Origin of the sequence: Paracoccus aeridis (assembly GCF_004923205.2) — a bacterium.
GTDB classification, from domain to species: domain Bacteria; phylum Pseudomonadota; class Alphaproteobacteria; order Rhodobacterales; family Rhodobacteraceae; genus Paracoccus; species Paracoccus aeridis.
The window spans coordinates 141,371-158,572 of sequence record NZ_SELD02000018.1; the positions used below are offsets into that span (position 1 = coordinate 141,371).

At 70.2% G+C, this 17,202-nt stretch carries 20 protein-coding genes; 17 read left to right on the forward strand and 3 right to left on the reverse strand.

From position 1 onward, the window contains the following. Positions 1–138: 138 nt before the first annotated feature. Positions 139–1,587 carry an IMP dehydrogenase gene (guaB, locus tag ELI80_RS07365; RefSeq protein ID WP_136650463.1) on the reverse strand — a complete coding sequence of 483 codons (1,449 nt, stop codon included), beginning with the start codon at positions 1,585–1,587 and terminating at the stop codon, positions 139–141. A 277-nt stretch (positions 1,588–1,864) separates the two neighbouring features. On the opposite strand from guaB, the gene ELI80_RS07370 reads away from it, so the two are divergent. The 10 genes from ELI80_RS07370 (at position 1,865) to ELI80_RS07415 (ending at position 9,459) form a co-directional block, all read left to right on the forward strand. Continuing rightward, a complete protein-coding gene (locus ELI80_RS07370; protein ID WP_136650464.1) occupies positions 1,865–3,001 on the forward strand; it encodes an OmpP1/FadL family transporter in 1,137 nt (378 codons plus the stop codon). A gap of 250 nt (positions 3,002–3,251) precedes the next feature. After that, positions 3,252–3,581 carry a preprotein translocase subunit YajC gene (gene yajC / locus ELI80_RS07375; protein ID WP_136650465.1) on the forward strand — a complete coding sequence of 110 codons (330 nt, stop codon included), beginning with the start codon at positions 3,252–3,254 and terminating at the stop codon, positions 3,579–3,581. Positions 3,582–3,596: 15 nt separating this feature from the next. Further along, positions 3,597–5,261: a protein translocase subunit SecD gene (gene secD / locus ELI80_RS07380; protein ID WP_136650466.1), complete on the forward strand. Its 1,665-nt coding sequence runs from the start codon at positions 3,597–3,599 to the stop codon at positions 5,259–5,261. A gap of 11 nt (positions 5,262–5,272) precedes the next feature. Next, positions 5,273–6,268 carry a protein translocase subunit SecF gene (gene secF, locus ELI80_RS07385; protein WP_136650467.1) on the forward strand — a complete coding sequence of 332 codons (996 nt, stop codon included), beginning with the start codon at positions 5,273–5,275 and terminating at the stop codon, positions 6,266–6,268. Continuing rightward, the gene (locus ELI80_RS07390) at positions 6,268–6,621 is read left to right on the forward strand and encodes an Mth938-like domain-containing protein (protein ID WP_136650468.1); all 354 of its coding nucleotides are present in this window, start codon (positions 6,268–6,270) and stop codon (positions 6,619–6,621) included. Before secF ends, ELI80_RS07390 begins: the two co-directional genes overlap by 1 nt. Positions 6,622–6,635: 14 nt before the next feature. Continuing rightward, positions 6,636–7,271, forward strand: coding sequence for a heme ABC exporter ATP-binding protein CcmA (gene ccmA / locus ELI80_RS07395; protein WP_136650469.1), 636 nt, complete (start codon positions 6,636–6,638; stop codon positions 7,269–7,271). Positions 7,272–7,284: 13 nt separating this feature from the next. Continuing rightward, a complete protein-coding gene (gene ccmB / locus ELI80_RS07400) occupies positions 7,285–7,941 on the forward strand; it encodes a heme exporter protein CcmB (RefSeq protein ID WP_136650470.1) in 657 nt (218 codons plus the stop codon). Positions 7,942–7,983: 42 nt separating this feature from the next. Further along, positions 7,984–8,709 (forward strand): heme ABC transporter permease, encoded by a 726-nt coding sequence (locus ELI80_RS07405; protein ID WP_136650471.1) that lies wholly within the window; start codon positions 7,984–7,986, stop codon positions 8,707–8,709. 68 nt (positions 8,710–8,777) lie between these two features. Continuing rightward, positions 8,778–8,924: a heme exporter protein CcmD gene (ccmD, locus tag ELI80_RS07410; RefSeq protein WP_136650472.1), complete on the forward strand. Its 147-nt coding sequence runs from the start codon at positions 8,778–8,780 to the stop codon at positions 8,922–8,924. Then, a complete protein-coding gene (locus ELI80_RS07415; RefSeq protein WP_268939854.1) occupies positions 8,917–9,459 on the forward strand; it encodes a DsbE family thiol:disulfide interchange protein in 543 nt (180 codons plus the stop codon). Before ccmD ends, ELI80_RS07415 begins: the two co-directional genes overlap by 8 nt. Before the next feature lie 63 nt (positions 9,460–9,522). Here the strand turns inward: ELI80_RS07415 and ELI80_RS07420 are convergent, their stop codons facing one another. Beyond that, positions 9,523–10,698 carry a M20 aminoacylase family protein gene (locus ELI80_RS07420; RefSeq protein ID WP_136650473.1) on the reverse strand — a complete coding sequence of 392 codons (1,176 nt, stop codon included), beginning with the start codon at positions 10,696–10,698 and terminating at the stop codon, positions 9,523–9,525. A gap of 78 nt (positions 10,699–10,776) precedes the next feature. Between ELI80_RS07420 and mazG the strand changes: the two genes are divergently transcribed. Further along, the gene (gene mazG, locus ELI80_RS07425; RefSeq protein ID WP_136650474.1) at positions 10,777–11,574 is read left to right on the forward strand and encodes a nucleoside triphosphate pyrophosphohydrolase; all 798 of its coding nucleotides are present in this window, start codon (positions 10,777–10,779) and stop codon (positions 11,572–11,574) included. A gap of 150 nt (positions 11,575–11,724) precedes the next feature. On the opposite strand, the gene dusA is transcribed toward mazG, so the two are convergent. After that, a complete protein-coding gene (dusA, locus tag ELI80_RS07430; RefSeq protein WP_438943057.1) occupies positions 11,725–12,747 on the reverse strand; it encodes a tRNA dihydrouridine(20/20a) synthase DusA in 1,023 nt (340 codons plus the stop codon). A 97-nt stretch (positions 12,748–12,844) separates the two neighbouring features. On the opposite strand from dusA, the gene ELI80_RS07435 reads away from it, so the two are divergent. The 6 genes from ELI80_RS07435 (at position 12,845) to ELI80_RS07460 (ending at position 17,192) form a co-directional block, all read left to right on the forward strand. Next, positions 12,845–13,078 (forward strand): DUF3072 domain-containing protein, encoded by a 234-nt coding sequence (locus tag ELI80_RS07435; protein WP_136650475.1) that lies wholly within the window; start codon positions 12,845–12,847, stop codon positions 13,076–13,078. A 65-nt stretch (positions 13,079–13,143) separates the two neighbouring features. Then, positions 13,144–13,512, forward strand: a complete 369-nt coding sequence (locus ELI80_RS07440) for a HesB/IscA family protein (protein WP_136650476.1) — start codon at positions 13,144–13,146, stop codon at positions 13,510–13,512. Between the two features lie 87 nt (positions 13,513–13,599). After that, entirely contained in the window at positions 13,600–14,334 is a 735-nt protein-coding gene (tpiA, locus tag ELI80_RS07445; RefSeq protein ID WP_136650477.1) for a triose-phosphate isomerase, read from the forward strand. 121 nt (positions 14,335–14,455) lie between these two features. Then, a complete protein-coding gene (locus tag ELI80_RS07450) occupies positions 14,456–15,271 on the forward strand; it encodes a glycosyl transferase (RefSeq protein ID WP_136650478.1) in 816 nt (271 codons plus the stop codon). After that, positions 15,259–15,771: a hypothetical protein gene (locus ELI80_RS07455; RefSeq protein ID WP_136650479.1), complete on the forward strand. Its 513-nt coding sequence runs from the start codon at positions 15,259–15,261 to the stop codon at positions 15,769–15,771. The genes ELI80_RS07450 and ELI80_RS07455 overlap by 13 nt, the downstream gene beginning before the upstream one ends. 134 nt (positions 15,772–15,905) lie before the next feature. Then, positions 15,906–17,192: a homoserine dehydrogenase gene (locus ELI80_RS07460; RefSeq protein WP_136650480.1), complete on the forward strand. Its 1,287-nt coding sequence runs from the start codon at positions 15,906–15,908 to the stop codon at positions 17,190–17,192. Positions 17,193–17,202: the final 10 nt, after the last annotated feature.

Below are 17,202 nucleotides of genomic sequence, written 5' to 3' on the forward strand. Positions count from 1 at the left end.
AGCCAACGCGACCGGCAGCATCGGCGAGCGGCAGAACGTCGCCCGGCCCTGCACCAGGAAAGACCAGCCCTGTTGAACCCGCGTCAGTCGGCCGATCAGAGTCGAGACAGGTGCACCGACAATCCCGTGACTCGTCGTTCACCCCAGCCGATAGTTCGGCGACTCCCGCGTGATCTGGACGTCGTGCACGTGGCTCTCCTTCAGCCCCGCGCCGGTGATGCGGACGAATTCGCAGCCGCCGCGCATCTGTTCGATCGTGGCGTTGCCGGTATAGCCCATCGCGGCCCGCAGCCCGCCTACCATCTGGTGGATCACGGCCGCCGCCGTGCCCTTGTACGGCACCTGCCCCTCGATCCCTTCGGGGACCAGCTTGTCGGAAGCGGCGTCCTTCTGGAAATAGCGGTCGGCCGAGCCGCGCGCCATCGCGCCCAGGCTGCCCATCCCGCGATAGGACTTGAACGACCGTCCCTGGTACAGGATCACCTCGCCCGGGCTTTCGTCGGTCCCGGCGATGGCGCTGCCGACCATCGCGCAGCTTGCGCCGGCCGCGATCGCCTTGGCGAAATCGCCCGAGAACTTGATGCCGCCATCCGCGATCACCGGCACGTCGCCCGCGCCCGCAACCGCGTCCATGATCGCGGTCAGCTGCGGCACGCCCACGCCAGCCACGATCCGCGTCGTGCAGATCGAACCGGGGCCGATCCCCACCTTCACCGCATCCGCCCCGGCATCGACCAGCGCCCGGGCTGCGGCGGCGGTCGCCACGTTGCCGGCGCAGACCTGCGCGTCGGGATGTTCGGCCTTGAGCCGCGCGACGGCGCGCGCCACGCCTTCGGAATGGCCGTGCGCGGTGTCGATCACCACCAGGTCCACGCCCGCGTCGACCAGCGCGAGGCTGCGCTCGTGCCCCTCGTCGCCCACGGTCGAGGCGGCGGCGACGCGCAGGCGGCCCTTGTCGTCCTTGCAGGCGAGCGGGTTCAGCACCGACTTCTCGCTGTCCTTCAGCGTCAGGAGGCCGGTCAGGTGGCCGCGCTCGTCGGTGACCAGCAGCTTCTCGATCCGGCGCGCCTTCATCAGGCTCAGCGCCTCGGCCCGGTCGGCGGGCTCGCGCAGGACCGCGAGGTTGTCGGCGGTCATCATCGCCCGCACCGGGGTCCTGTCGTCGCTCGCGAAGCGCATGTCGCGGTTGGTGACGATGCCGAGGATGCGGCCTTCGTCGTCCACCACGGGGAACCCGGTCACGTTGTAGCGTTCCTGCAGGCTTTTCGCGTCGGCGAGCGTCTGATCGGGCCGCAGCGTGATCGGGTTGTAGACGATCCCGCTTTCGAACCGCTTGACCCGCCGGACCTCGTCCGCCTGCGCCTCGGTCGAGAGATTGCGGTGGATGACACCGATCCCGCCCGCCTGCGCCATGGCGATCGCCATCCGGCTTTCGGTCACCGTGTCCATGGCGGAACTGATCAGCGGGATGTTCAGCGCGATCCGGGCCGTCAGACGCGTGGCCACGTCGGCGGTCGACGGCATCACGCTGGAAGCGGCCGGAACGAGAAGGACGTCGTCGAAGGTCAGCGCCTCGCGAATCTGCATGGGAATCGATCCTGTCAGGGCTTCGTTTGGCAAGTCCCCCTGTCACGGCGCGGGTGCAAAGTCCAGCACCCGGGGGGAAGCCGTTGCCGACTGCCATGAAACCGCGCGGATCACCGACCGGAAGGCATCGCGAAGGGTGCCGCATCCTTCTACCGTTGCGTGTGCGGCACGATTTCAACGCTTCGCAAGCTCAACGCAGCGTCACGTTTGCGTCAGGGGGGTTCGGCGCGCCAATGTCGGCGAGAGACCGCCACTGCAGGCGGGGGGAGGAACGGACATGAACAAGAGTTTCGCCGTCACGGCAGCGCTGCTGCTGAGCACCGCGCCGGTGCTCGCGGGCGGGATCGAGCGGGCGCCGCAGTCGCTGGGCGCGCTGTTCGAACCGGGCAACTACGCCGAAGTGAACTTCGGCCGCGTCAAGCCGGACGTCTCGGGCACCGACGTGCCGATCTTCGGCGGCCGCGACACGGGCAGCGTAGCCGACGCCTACGGCTTCGTGGGCTTCGCCTACAAGCAGCAGCTGCAGGACAACCTGTCTGCCGCGTTCATCGTGGAACAGCCCTACGGCGCCGACATCGAATACCCGGTGGGCGACTCGATCGCGCTGGGCGGCACCTCGGCCGAGGTGAACTCGACCACCTATACGGCGCTGCTGCGCTACACCATGGACAACGGCTTCGGCGTCCACGGCGGCCTGCGCGGGTCGCGCGCGGACGGCGAGGTGAACCTGCAGGGCGCGGCCTACGGCCCGCTCAGCGGCTACAACGTCAGGCTGGATGACGACTGGGCCGCCGGTTACGTCGTCGGCGTCAGCTACGAGAAGCCCGAGATCGCCGCCCGCGTGTCGCTGACCTACAACTCGGATATCGAGCACGAGTTCGACACCCGCGAAAGCCTTGGCGGCTTCCCGCTGGGCGGCGAATCGCGGACGAAGGTCCACACCCCGCGCAGCTGGAACCTGGAGGGCCAGACCGGAGTGGCGCCGGGGACGCTGGTCTTCGGCTCGATCCGCTGGGTGAAATGGTCCGAGTTCAAGGTGAACCCGCAGGTGCTCGTCTCGGCTCCGCCGGCGGGCTTCGGCGTCACCGACGGTCTGGTCGAGCTCGAGGACAGCACGACCTTCACGCTGGGCGTGGGCCGCAAGTTCACCGAAAACTGGTCGGGCGCCGCGTCGATCACCTATGAGAAGTCCGAGGACGACGACCTCGTGTCCCCGCTCGCGCCGACGAACGGCCGCAAGGGCATCTCGCTGGCCGCGATCTATACCCAGGACAAGTTCAAGGTCACGACCGGGATCAGCTACTTCAAGCTGGGCGATGCGCGCGCGGAAACAGGCCCCCCCGACGTGGCGCGGGCCGAGATGGAAGGCAACGACGCCATCGGCATCGGCATGAAGATCGGCTACACGTTCTGATCCGCCAGTTGAGACTGCAATGACGAAGGCTCCGCGAAAGCGGGGCCTTCGCGTTGCTGCTTTCGCATGGGGTCCGGGACCGCATCGCGCGCCGACCCACGGCTGGCCGGGGCCGCAGGCGGGCAAGGGCAGCGCGTTTCTGGACATCCCCCGAGCCCGTCGCTAGTTTGCGCGCCAATCCGCCGGAGCCTCCCGCTTCCGCTGCATTCCGCCTGCCCGGCTTTCGCAGGCCACCGACGAAGGAACGCCGATGTTCGTGACCCCCGCCTACGCCCAGGCAGCCGCCCCCGGCGGAACCGCCGCCTTCGCGCAGTTCATCCCGCTGCTGCTGGTGTTTGCGATCATGTATTTCCTGATCCTGCGTCCGCAGCAGAAGAAGCTGCGCCAGCACCGCGACATGGTCTCGGCGCTCAAGAAGGGCGACCAGGTCATCACCAACGGCGGCCTGATCGGCCGCGTCGCGGCCGTCCGCGACGACGAGGTCGACGTCGAGGTCGCGCAGGGCGTCAAGGTCCGCGTCGTGCGCGGGATGATCTCGCAGGTGGTGGGCCCCGCCGCCGCGCCGGCCGCGAAAAGCTGAGAAAGCACCGGCGCCATGCTGCAGATCCCCGTCTGGAAGCGCGTCCTGATCCTGGGACTGGTCGCGATCGGCCTGCTGTTCGCCATGCCCAACCTGTTCTACGAACGGGTTGAGCGGCACAACGACGCGGTCGCCGAGGTCGAGCGGGCGGGTTTCGAGACGCCGGAGCAGGCGGCGGCGCGCGCGGGCTGGCCCGACTGGCTGCCGTCGAACCTCGTCAACCTCGGCCTCGACCTGCGCGGCGGCGCCCATCTCCTGGGCGAGGTTCACGTGGCCGACGTGTACAGGTCGCGGATGAACGCGCTCTGGCCCGACCTTCGCGAGGCGCTGGCGCGTGAACGCGACGTGATCGGCGCCGTGCGCCGCGCGCCCGGCCCCCCCGACCAGCTGCATGTCGAGATCGGCGAGCCCTCGCAGATGGCCCGCGCCGTGGAAATCGCCCGCGGCCTTGCGACGCCGGTCGCAAGCCTGTCGGGCGCGGGGTCCAGCGACCTTGCGATCACGGCGAGCGGCAGCACCCTGATCGTCGGCCTGTCGGAGGCCGAGCGCGCCGCGACCGACGACCGCACCATCCAGCAGTCGCTGGAAATCGTCCGACGCCGCGTGGACGAGGTCGGCACCCGCGAGCCCACGATCCAGCGCCAGGGCGCCGACCGCATCCTGATCCAGGTTCCCGGCATCGGCTCGGCCGAGGAGCTGAAGGCGCTGATCGGCACGACCGCGCGGCTGACCTTCCACCCGGTGGTGGGCCAGGGCACCGACGCGAACGCGCGCCCCGGCCCCGGCAACATCATCGTCCCGTCGCTGGAACAGCCGGGCGTCTTCTACACGCTGACCGAGGCGCCCGTGGTTTCCGGCGAGGAACTGACCGACGCGCGCCCCAGCTTCGACCAGAACGGCCAGCCGGCGGTCGAATTCCGCTTCAACCCGACCGGCGCGCGGCGCTTCGGGGCCTACACGGCCGCCAACGTGGGCCAGCTGTTCGCGATCGTGCTGGACAACCAAGTGATCTCGGCCCCCGTGATCCGCGACGCGATCCCGGGCGGCCAGGGCCAGATCTCGGGCGCGATGACGGTGGACGAATCGAACCGGCTCGCCGTCCTCCTGCGCGCGGGGGCGCTGCCGGCACAGATGACCTTCCTCGAGGAACGGACGATCGGCCCGGAACTGGGGCAGGACAGCATCAACGCGGGCGCGCTGGCGACCGTCGTGGCGACCGTGCTGGTCGTGGGCTACATCGTCGCGAGCTACGGGCTGTTCGGTGTGTTCGCGTCCATCGCCGTGATCGTCAACGTCATCCTGATCCTGTCGGTCATGTCGATGAACGGGGCCACGCTGACGTTGCCCGGCATCGCCGGGATCGTGCTGACCGTCGGCACCGCGGTCGACGCGAACGTCATCATCTATGAACGCATCCGCGAGGAACTGCGCGCGGGCAAGCGGGTCGTCGCCGCCATCGACGACGGCTTCAACGAGGCGATGAGCGCGATCATCGACGCCAACGTCACCACGTTCATCGCGGCGCTGGTCATGTTCTTCCTGGGCTCCGGGCCCGTGAAGGGCTTCGCGGTCACGCTGGTGATCGGCATCGTCACCTCGGTCTTCACCGCGATCTACCTGACGCGGCTGATGATCGTGTTCTGGCTGCAAAGGCGCCGCCCGGCGACGCTGGAACTGTAAGGGGAACCACCGTGGCATTCCGTCTCAAACTCGTCCCCGACGTCACCCGCATCAACTTCTTCCGCTGGCAGGCGCTGACGACCGGCATCTCCATCGCGGCGATGATCGCGTCGGTGATCCTGGTCCTCACGATGGGGCTGAACCTCGGGATCGACTTCCGGGGCGGAACCACGATCCGCGCCGAGAGCAGCACGAACTTCGAGGTGGGCGACTACCGCGCCGCGCTGGAACCGGTGGTGGACGGCGACCTGTCCATCACCGAGGTGTTCGACCCGACCTTCGGCCCCGACCGCCACGTCGCGCAGATCCGCATCGGGCTGGCGAACGAGGCGGGCTCGGTCACGCCCGCGCAGCTGAACGAATACGAGGCCGCGCTGAAGCAGGTGGATCCGAACGTCTCGTTCGCCGCCGTCGAGTCGGTCGGACCCAAGGTATCGAACGAGCTGGTGATGACCGCCGTCTACGCGGTCGCGGCGGCGACGCTGGGGATCCTGCTCTACATCTGGCTCAGGTTCGAATGGCAGTTCGCGCTGGGCGGGGTGGCCGCGCTGATCCACGACGTGCTGCTGACGCTCGGGATCTTCTCGCTGTTCCAGCTGAAGTTCGACCTGACGACGATCGCGGCACTGCTGACGATCCTCGGCTATTCGATCAACGACACCGTCGTGGTGTTCGACCGGCTGCGGGAAAACCTCATCAAGTTCAAGACGCGGCCGCTGATCGACGTGATGAACCTGACCGTGAACGAGACGCTGTCGCGCACCGTGATGACCGCGGTCACGACGATCCTCGCGCTCTTGCCGATGCTGGTGCTGGGCGGCGACGTGATCCGCAACTTCGTCTTCGCCATGCTGTGGGGCGTGATCGTCGGGGCCTATTCGACGGTCTACCTCGCGAAGTCGGTGGTGCTGTGGCTGGGGGTGAAGCGCGACTGGTCGAAGCCGGTCAAGACCGCGCCGGGCGAACGCGACGACCTTGCCGGAACGCCCTTCAAGGACATGCCCTGATGCCGATGAACCCGACCGATTTCGCCGGTGCGCTTTCGGTCGACGGTTACGGGCCGGGCTTCTTCCGGGTCGGCGGCAACGTTCACCACGGGCCGGTGATCGTCACCGGACAGGCCGTCCGGCCCTGGGGCGGGCTGCGTGACGACGCCGGGCTGCTGGCCGTCGCGGATGAAGCAGACCTTCTGTTCGTGGGCATGGGGGCCGAGATCGGCCGCCTGCCCACCGATGTCGCCGCAAGGCTTCGGGCGGCCGGGCTGATGGTCGAGACGATGTCGAGCCCGTCGGCCGCGCGCAGCTACAACGTGACGCTCGCCGAAGGGCGGCGCGTGGCCTGCGCGCTGGTCCCGGTCTGACAGGGGTGGAGCCGTTGCTGACGGTCGCGGACGTCGCCGTCTCGCGCGGCGGACGGCGGGCGCTGGAGGGGGTGAGCTTCGAGCTTCGGCCCGGGCACGCGCTGATCCTGCGGGGGCCGAACGGCATCGGCAAGACGACGCTCCTGCGGACCATCGCGGGCTTGCAGGACCCTGCCGCGGGACGGATCGAGCGCGCATCCGGCAGCGTCGCCTATGCGGCCCACGCGGACGGGCTGAAGGGCGCGATGAGCGTGGCCGAGAACCTGCGCTTCTGGGCCCGGATCTTCGGCGCCGCCCCTGCGACGGTCGACGCGGCGCTTGCGGCCCTGAACCTGTCGGACCTCGGGTCGCGCCCGGCCGCGCTGCTGTCGGCGGGGCAGAAGCGGCGACTGGGCCTCGCCCGGCTGGTCGTTCTGGGACGGCCGCTGTGGGTGCTGGACGAGCCCACGGTGTCGCTGGACGATGCCTCGGTTGCGCTGTTCGCGGGCGTGGTCCGCGGGCATCTGGCCGGCGGCGGCGCGGCGCTGCTGGCCACCCACGTCGATCTGGGCCTGCCCGAGGCGGCGGTGCTGGACCTCGCCCCCTTCCGCGCGCGGGCCGACCGGGCGCGCGCCGGCCGCCCGGCGAGCTTCGACGAGGCGTTCGCGTGACGCGCGCGCAGCCGTGAAGGCGCTCCTGCTTCGCGACCTGCAGCTCGCGACCCGCGCGGGCGGCGGCTTCGGGCTGGGCCTCGCCTTCTTCCTCATCGTCTGCACGCTGGTCCCCTTCGGCGTGGGCGCCGGGGGCGACGTCCTGTCGCGGATCGCGCCGGGGATCATGTGGGTGGGCGCGCTGCTCGCGTGCCTCCTGTCGCTCGACCGGGTCTTCGCGCTGGACCGTGAGGACGGGAGCCTCGACCTGCTCGCCACCGCGCCGGTCCCGCTGGAAGGCGTGGTGCTGGCCAAGGCCGCCGCGCACTGGATCACCACCGGCCTGCCGCTGGTGGTCGCGGCGCCGGTGTTCGGGCTGCTTCTGCACCTGCCCGCGCCCGCGCTGCCGTGGCTGGTCCTGTCGCTGGCGCTGGGAACGCCCGCCCTGTCGATGCTGGGCGCGTTCGGCGCCGCGCTGACGGTCGGGGTGCGCCGGGGCGGGCTGCTGCTGTCGCTGCTGGTCCTGCCGCTCTACATCCCGACGCTGATCTTCGGGGCCGAGGTCGTGCGGATGGGCGCTGCCGGGCAGGCGCCGACCACGCCGCTCGCGCTGCTTTCCGGGATCACGCTGGCGGTGGTGGCCGCGATCCCGTTCGCCGCCGCCGCGGCGCTCAGGGTCAATCTCAGGTGAGCGGGCTTCACCCTGCGCGCCCTCGCGGGTAAGGGACGCACCATGTCGCTGTGGGAATACGCCAACCCCGTGAAGTTCATGCGCCTGTCGGGCGCGGTGCTGCCATGGGTGTCGGCCGCCGCCGCCGTGACGCTGGTCGCGGGCCTGGCCTGGGGCTTTTCCACGCCCCCCGACTACCGGCAGGGCGCGACGGTCAGGATCATGTTCCTGCACGTCCCCGCGGCCATGATGGCGATCAACGCCTGGATGATGATGCTGGTCGCATCGCTCGTCTGGATCATCCGCCGCCACCATGTCAGCGCGCTCGCCGCCCGCGCCGCCGCCCCGGTTGGCGCGGTCATGACCGTGATCGCGCTGGTGACCGGCGCGATCTGGGGCCAGCCGACCTGGGGCACGTGGTGGGAATGGGACCCGCGGCTCACGAGCTTTCTCGTCCTGTTCCTATTCTATCTCGGCTACATCGCGCTGTGGTCGGCGATCGAGGATGCCGACAGCGCCGCCGACCTCACCTCGGTCATGTGCCTGGTGGGTTCGGTCTTCGCGATCCTGTCGCGCTACGCGGCGCTGTTCTGGAACCAGGGGCTGCACCAGGGCGCATCGCTGTCGGTTCAGGCGGGAGAGAGGATGGCGGGCACCTACAAGTATCCGCTGTACCTGTGCATGCTGGCGTTCTTCCTGCTCTTCATCGCCCTTGTCCTCGCCCGCACCCGCACCGAGATCCGCCGCCGCCGCGCCGCCGCGCTGATCGCGCGCGAGGCCCGTTCCTGAGAGGCCCCCTTGAAAGGCCCGTTCCCGAGAGGCCCTTCCTGAAAGGTTCGTTGCCGAATGGATGACGCATGATCGACCTTGGCAGACATGCCGTCCCCGTGCTGGCCGCGTGGGGCATCTCGCTCGCGCTGCTGCTGGCGCTGGTGATCCAGACCTGGATTGCGGGCGCGCGCGCGCGCAGGCAGCTTGACGCGGTGGAGCGTCGCCGTGGCTAGGATCTCCCCCCTCGTGCTGCTGCCGCCGGTGCTGTTCGCGGGCATCGCCGCGATGTTCCTGTGGGGCATGGGGCGGGACAACCCCGACGACCTTCCGTCGGCGCTGATCGGCAGGCAGGCGCCCGCCGTGCCGCAGACGACGCTTCCCGGCGCGGCGCAGCTGACCGACGCCGACCTGCAGGCGCCGGGCGTCAAGCTGGTGAACTTCTGGGCGAGCTGGTGCCCGCCCTGCCGGGCCGAGCATCCGACCCTGACCGCGCTGGCGCAATCCGGCGTGCCGGTGATGGGGATCGACCTGAAGGACCCCCAGCCCGCGGCGCAGCGGTTCCTGGACGAGCACGGCAACCCGTTCCAGCGCCTTGCCACCGACCCTCAGGGGCGTGCCGCGATCGACTGGGGCGTGACCGCCCCGCCCGAAACCTTCATCGTGGACGGCGAGGGCCGCATCCTCTACCGCCACGCAGGCCCCCTGGTCGATGCCGACTACGAGCACCGCTTCCGCCCGGAACTGGAAAAGGCGCTGGCCGCGGACTGAGCCGCGCGCCGAGCGCGGCCCATCCGCAGGTGTGGCCGCGGTCGCGGCGTTCGCCCGGGTGCGTCAGCCCCGCGCCGGCTGCGCCCGTTCCACCAGCCGGGCGAAGAAGCTCGCGCCCACCGGCGCGATCTCGTCGTTGAAGTCATAGGCCGGGTGGTGCAGCCCCGCGCCGGGGCCCTGGCCCAGGAACAGATACGCCCCCGGCCGCGCCTGCAGCATGTAGCTGAAATCCTCGGCCCCCATCTCGCGCTCGCTGTCGCGGTTCACGCGGTCCTCGCCCGACACCTCGGCCGCCACGTCCGCCGCGAAGGCGGCGCGGTCGGCGTCGTTGATCGTCGCCGGGTAGCCCTTCGCGAAGTCGAGCTCGGCGGTGACGGCGTAGGCCGCCGCCTGCCCCGCCACGATCTCGGTCATGCGGCGCTCGACCATCTCGCGGACGTCCGGATCGAAGCTGCGCACCGTGCCCTGCACGAAGGCCGTGTCGGGGATCACGTTGTCGGCCGAGCCGGAATGGATCTGCGTCACCGACACCACGAGGTCCTGCATCGCGTAGTGGTTGCGGCTGACGATGGTCTGGATCGCCTGCACGATGCCCACGGCGGCGACCAGCGGATCGGCGGTCTCGTGAGGCTTCGCGCCATGCCCGCCCCGGCCCGCGATCCTGATGGTGAACGTGTCCACCGAGGCCATGATCGCGCCCGGATTGGTCTCGAACAGCCCCGGCTCGACGTTGGGCGAGTTGTGGATGCCGTAGACCTGCGTGATGCCGAAGCGGTCCATGATACCCTCGTCCACCATGACCTTGGCACCGCCGCCGCCTTCTTCGGCCGGCTGGAAGATCAGCGCGACCCGGCCCGAGAAGTTGCGCGTCTCGGCCAGGTAGCGCGCGGCGCCCAGCAGCATCGCCGTGTGGCCGTCGTGCCCGCAGGCGTGCATGACGCCCGCGTTCTTCGACGCATAATCCTTGCCCGTCGCCTCCTCGATCGGCAGCGCGTCCATGTCGGCGCGCAGGCCGATGGTGGGGCCGCCGTCGCCCGCGTCGCGCCCGTTGATGATCGCGACCATGCCGGTATTGGCGATGCCCTCGTGCAGCTCGTCCACCCCGAACTCGCGCAGCCGCTCGGCCACGAAGGCGGCGGTTTCGGTCAGGTCGAATTGCAGTTCCGGGTGCTGGTGCAGGTGCCGCCGCCAGGCGGTCATGTCGTCGGCGTAGGCGGCGATGCGGTTCAGGACGGGCATGGTGGACTCTTTCGCGAGGTGCGTGTTTCGTGCGGCCATTCAGTCCCAACCGGGACGCTTTGTCCATCGGGGGGCCGAATGTCCGACGCAAGCAACGAAACCCGCCGCCTGATCGACATCATGGCCGCGCTGCGCGATCCGAAGACCGGCTGCCCGTGGGACATCGAGCAGGACTTTGCTTCCATTGCGCCCTACACGATCGAGGAAGCCTACGAGGTCGCCGACGCGATCGAGCGCGAGGCATGGGGCGAGTTGCCGGGCGAGCTGGGCGACCTGCTGCTGCAGGTGGTGTTCCACGCGCAGATGGCGGCGGAGGCGGGCATGTTCGACTTCGCCGACGTGGCGCGGGCGATCTCGGACAAGCTGGTCAGCCGGCATCCGCATGTCTTCGGGGACGAGAACCGCGACAAGTCCGCCGCCCAGCAGGTCAGGGACTGGGAGGCGATCAAGGCGACCGAGCGCGCCGCCAAGGCCGAGTCCGGCGTGCTGGACGGGGTGGCGATGGGCCTGCCGGCGCTGACCCGCGCGGTGAAGCTGCAGAACCGCGCGGCGCGGGTGGGCTTCGACTGGCCGGCGACCGATCAGGTGCTCGACAAGCTGCGCGAGGAAGCGGCCGAGCTGGTCGCGGCGAAGGACAGCGGCGACCGCGCCCACATGGCCGAGGAGCTGGGCGACCTGATGTTCGTGATGGCGAACCTCGCCCGCCACCTCGACATCGACCCCGAGGAGGCGCTGCGGGCCGCCAACGCCAAGTTCACCCGCCGCTTCCGGTCGATCGAGACGGCACTGGCGGCAGAGGGCCGCACGCCTCAGGATTCGACGCTACAGGAGATGGACGCCCTTTGGGACGCGGCGAAGGCGGCGGAGCGGGGGTGACCCGCCCGGCTCAGCGGTCGGCGGTTTGCACCGACGAATCCCCCGCCAAGCCCGACAGGTCGGACCGCCCGGAAACAGGCATGTGGCCAGTTTTCCGTAGCGGCGTTGATTGCTGAGGGGCAATCACCGTGGCGACCGCCTGGGATGTCCTCAGGCCGCCAGCGCGCCACCCCGCACCGCTTCCAGCGCCGCGTCGTAGTCCGCGAGCGTCCCCGAAGACCCCCGTTCCGACAGCGTCCGCTTCCATCCCCGCGCGCCGGGGCGGCCGTGGAACAGGCCCAGCATGTGCCGCGTGATCTGGTGCATCCGGCCGCCTTCGGCGAGGTAGCGGGCGACGACCTCGCGCATCGCCTCGGCCGCCTGCAGCGGCGAGGACAGGCGCGGCGCCTCTCCCCACAGCGTGTCGGCCGTGCCCAGGATGTCCCAGGGCTGGTGATAGGCGGCGCGCCCGACCATCACCCCGTCCATGTGCGACAGCTGGTCGCGGACAGCCTCCATCGTCGCGATCCCGCCGTTGATCGACAGGTGCAGGTCCGGGAACGCCGCCTTCATCGCGTGCACCAGCGGATAGTCGAGCGGCGGCACCTCGCGGTTTTCCTTGGGCGACAGCCCCTGCAGCCATGCCTTCCGCGCATGGATCGTGACGCGGCGAACGCCCGCGTCCTGCATCCGGGCCAGGAAGGCGGGCAGGACCTCGGCCGGGTCCTGGTCATCGACGCCGATGCGGCACTTGACAGTGACCTCGACCGGGCTCGCCCCGGCCATCGCCGTCACGCACTCGGCCACCAGGTCGGGGGACTTCATCAGCACGGCGCCGAAACAGCCCGACTGCACCCGGTCGCTGGGGCACCCGACGTTGAGGTTGATCTCGTCATAGCCCCAGTCGGCGGCGATCCGAGTCGCCTCGCGCAGCTCGGCCGGGTCCGACCCGCCAAGCTGCAGCGCAACCGGATGCTCGCCCGCCGCATGATCCAGCAGCCGCGCACGGTCGCCGTGGACGATTGCGGCCGAGGTCACCATCTCGGTATACAGCAGCGCCCGCCGGCTCAGCAGGCGGTGGAAGCCCCGGCAATGGCGGTCGGTCCAGTCCATCATGGGTGCAACTGACAGGCGGGCCGCGTCGCGGACGGTGCAGGTGAGGGGGCAAGGCGCGGGCGTGGTCATCTGCGCCATGTAGCAATTCCCGTACCGGTCCGCCACTCGCACGGCACAAAACGGGAACTTCCGCCCCCGCCCGCGTGTTCAGGATCGCAACACGAGCGAGATCATCATGGCCGACGAACAGAACCCGAAGACCCAGGACCAGGACACCCAGGGCTCGAACACGCAGAAGGATCCCGACGACTGGGTCAGCGGCGACGATCCGATGACCGGGGCGCAGGCGTCCTATCTCAAGACGCTGGGCGAGCAGGCCGACGACCCCGACGCCTACGAGGAAGGGCTGAGCAAGGCCGAGGCGTCCAAGCGCATCGACCACCTCAAGGAAAAGCTGGGTCTGCAATAGGATCGCGGCCCGCTTGAGCGGGGGCGCCCGCGCCCCTATCTTGCGGGCAAGCGAAAGGTCCGACCATGTTCTCCATCCCCGGCAAGTCCCCCGTCACCATCACCCCCGCGGCCGAGGCGCAGATCGCCCGGCTGATGACCGGCAAGGGCGCGGCGGGCCTGCGGATCGGCCTGAAGAAGGGCGGATGCGCGGGGATGGAATACACGATGGAAATGGCCGAGACCCCTGCCCCCGGGGACGAGGTCGTCGAACAGGGCGCGGCGCGGGTAATGATCGCCCCCACCGCGCAGATGTTCCTGTTCGGGACGGAAATCGACTACGAGACCGCGCTGCTCGACAGCGGCTTCCGCTTCCGCAACCCCAACGTCACCGACAGCTGCGGCTGCGGCGAATCGGTGAGCTTCGCCATCCCGGGCCGCACCGCCGGGGCGTGATGCGTCCGCCCGGATGGCTTGCGGCTTGATCCGCACCGCCGTCCTCGCCTAAGCCGTTTCCACAACGGAAACGAAGGACTGGACAGGATGCGCAAGCTCGCCGCCGGCAACTGGAAGATGAACGGAACGCTGGCGTCGCTGGCCGAGATCGACGCGCTGCTGGGCGCCGATCGCGACTGCGAGGTGCTGATCTGCCCGCCCGCGACGCTTATCCATCCCATGGTCGCGCGCATCGCGGGCGAGGCGGTAGCCGTCGGCGGGCAGGATTGCCATGCCGAGGCGAAGGGCGCGCATACCGGCGACCTCGCAGCGGCGCAGCTTGCGGACGCGGGCGCGGAATATGTCATCGTGGGCCACTCCGAGCGCCGCACCGACCATGCCGAGGATGACGCCTCCGTCGCCGCCAAGGCGCGGGCCGCGCATCAGGCCGGGCTGACCGCCATCGTCTGCGTGGGCGAGACCGAGGCGCAGCGCGACGGGGGCGAGACGCTGGACGTGATCGCGCGCCAGCTCGCCGGGTCGATCCCGGACGGCGCGACGGCCGGCAACACGGTCGTCGCCTACGAGCCCGTCTGGGCTATCGGCACCGGCCGCACCCCCGACAACGACCAGATCGCCGAGGTCCACGGCGCCATTCGCGGCGCGCTGACCGCCCGCTTCGCCGACGGCAACGACTTCCGCCTGCTCTACGGCGGCAGCGTGAAGCCCGGCAACGCGGCCGAGATCTTCGCGATCCCGAACGTCAACGGCGCGCTGGTCGGGGGCGCGAGCCTCAAGGCGGCCGATTTCGCTCCCATCGTCGCGGCGCTGGACGCGGCGTGACGGCACCCGGGCGGGCGGGTCGCTTGCCGCGCCCGCCCATGCGTGAAAGGCTCGGCCGCAACGGCACGGGACGCGCCGGGGCGGGGCGGGCGACAACAGGCCGGGCCGAGACGAGGCGGGCATGACCGAGGCGAAGCAGATCATCTGCATCAAGTGGGGCACGAAGTTCGGCCCCGAATACGTCAACCGTCTGAACGGGATGATCTCGCGCAGCATCACGCCGCCGTTCCGGCTGATCTGCTTCACCGACGACGGCGCGGGGCTGCATGGCGACATCGTCGTGCGCCCCCTGCCCCGGTTCGACTACGAGCCGCCCCGGAACACGATCGGCAAGTGGCCGAAGTCGCGCCTCTGGGGGGATCTGGGCGACGTGACCGGCACGGTCCTGTTCCTGGACCTCGACGTCATCGTCACCGGCAACCTCGACGACTTCTTCACCTTCGGCGACCCCGACGACACGGTGCTGGCCACGAACCCCGCGCGCATCAAGCCGTTCGAGAAGCTGGGCCAGACCTCGGTCTACCGGATGCGGGTCGGCAAGCTCGCGCCCCTGCAGGACATCTTCCGCGCCGACCCGCAGGCGGTCGCGGACGAATACCGGTTCGAGCAGCGCTTCGTCACCCGCCGCGCGCCGGGCGGCGTGAAGTTCTGGCCCAGGGGCTGGGTGGTCCACTTCCGCGCGGACTGCGTGCCCGCCTTTCCCATGCGCTACTGGCAGACACCGAAGGTGCCGGAGGGCGCGAAGATCGTCATCTTCGCCGGCAGCCTGAACCCGCCCGATGCCATTGCCGGCAGGTGGAGCGAGGACGACACCCCCCGCGCCCCCCGCGAGCATCTGCGCGCGGCCTTCGACGGCACCCGGCGCGAAAGCCTGTCGCGCCACTTGCGCCACTACGTCCGCCCAACCCCGTGGGTCGAAAAGCTGTGGCGCGACTGACCGCCGCCCCGTCGGTCTGGCACCCGCTGCCCGATCCGCTCGCGGCCGAACTGGGCCGCACCATCGCCGCCTTCGGTCACCTGGAGGACATGCTCAAGCGCGCGATCTTCGCACTGGAACGCGACGGCCTGCCCGGCGAGATCACCGAGCGTGAGTTCAGCGCCTGGCTGCGGCGGATGGAGCATGTCGAGACGGATTCGCTCGGCAACCTGATCGAGCGTCTGGACCAGACCCTGCGGCGCGCGGCCCGGGTCGATGCCGGGCTGATCGGCGAACTCGGCGCGATCAAGAACTGGCGCAACGTGCTGTGCCACGCGGCCTGGCACCCGACGCCGGATGGCTGGGTTCCGGCGTTTTCCGGCAGCAACGGGGCGGTGGTGGACAGCCCGATGCAGCAGGGCGAGTTGCAGCAGATCCGCGACCGGACTCTTGGGACCGCCCGTGCCGTGGCGCGGCTGGCCGAGGGACTGCCCGGCAGCGACGGCGGCCCGAGCGACTGACATCGGATCGGCGGCCGCGATCCCGCCTGCGCCCGCCCGTCGTTGCAATCCCCCGCTCGGGCGGGATAACACCGACCCGGCCCGACCGCGGGCCCGTTCTAGCGACCAGCCCCACCCCAAGCCACGAGGCCCCCATGTCCGCCCCCCTCCGTCTCGGCATCGCCGGCCTTGGCACCGTCGGGATCGGCGTCGTCAAGATCATCCAGTCCCACGCCGACCTGCTGGCCGCGCGCTGCGGCCGGCCGGTGCAGATCACCGCCGTCTGCGCCCGGGACCGGCACCGCAACCGGGACGCGGACCTGTCGGGCTATGCCTGGGCGGACAGCGCCACCGACCTTGCCCGGCGCGACGACGTGGATGTGTTCGTCGAACTGATCGGGGGCGAGGAAGGGGTCGCGCGCGACGCGACGCTGATCGCGCTGGAAAGCGGCAAGGACGTGGTCACGGCCAACAAGGCGATGCTCGCCATGCACGGGCAGGCGCTGGCGGAACGGGCCGAGGAACTGGGCCGCGCCCTGCGGTTCGAGGCGGCGGTGGCGGGCGGCATCCCCGTCATCAAGACGCTGACCGAAAGCCTGGCCGGCAACAGCATCCGCCGCGTGATGGGCGTGATGAACGGCACCTGCAACTACATCCTGACGCGGATGCAGTCGGCGGGCCTGCCCTACGACACCGTCTTCGAGGAGGCGCGCCAGCTCGGCTATCTCGAGGCCGACCCGACGCTGGACGTGGGCGGGATCGACGCCAGCCACAAGCTGGCCATCCTCGCCGCGATCGCCTTCGGCACCAGGCCCGCCTTCGACGGGGTGGAGATCGAGGGGATCGAGCGCGTCAGCATCGACGACATCAACCGCGCCGCCGACATGGGCTATCGCATCAAGCTGCTGGGCGTGGCGCAGATGACGGCGCGCGGGCTTGAACAGCGCATGTCGCCCTGCCTCGTCCCCTGCGACAGCCCGCTGGGGCAGCTGGAGGGCGGCACCAACATGGTGGTGATCGAAGGCGACGCGGTGGGCCAGCTGGTCCTGCGCGGCCCGGGCGCGGGCGAAGGCCCGACCGCCAGCGCGGTCCTGTCCGACATCGTGGAAATCGCGCGCGGCGTGCGGCTGCCGGTGTTCGGCCAGCCCGCGACCGGCCTGCAGTCCGCGCACCCGGCGCGCACCGCCGTGCCTGCCGCCTACTACCTGCGGCTGACGCTGGCCGACAAGCCAGGCGCGCTCGCCAAGGTGGCGACGGTGCTGGGCGACGCCGGCATCTCCATCGACCGGATGCGGCAGTACTGCCATTCCAGCGGCGACGCGCCGGTGCTGATCGTCACGCACAAGACCACCCCCGACGCGATCGACTTCGCCATCGCCGCCCTGCCCCGCACCGGCGTCATCGTCGGCGAGCCGGTGGAGCTGCGGATCGAGGAAGTCTAAGGGACCCGCC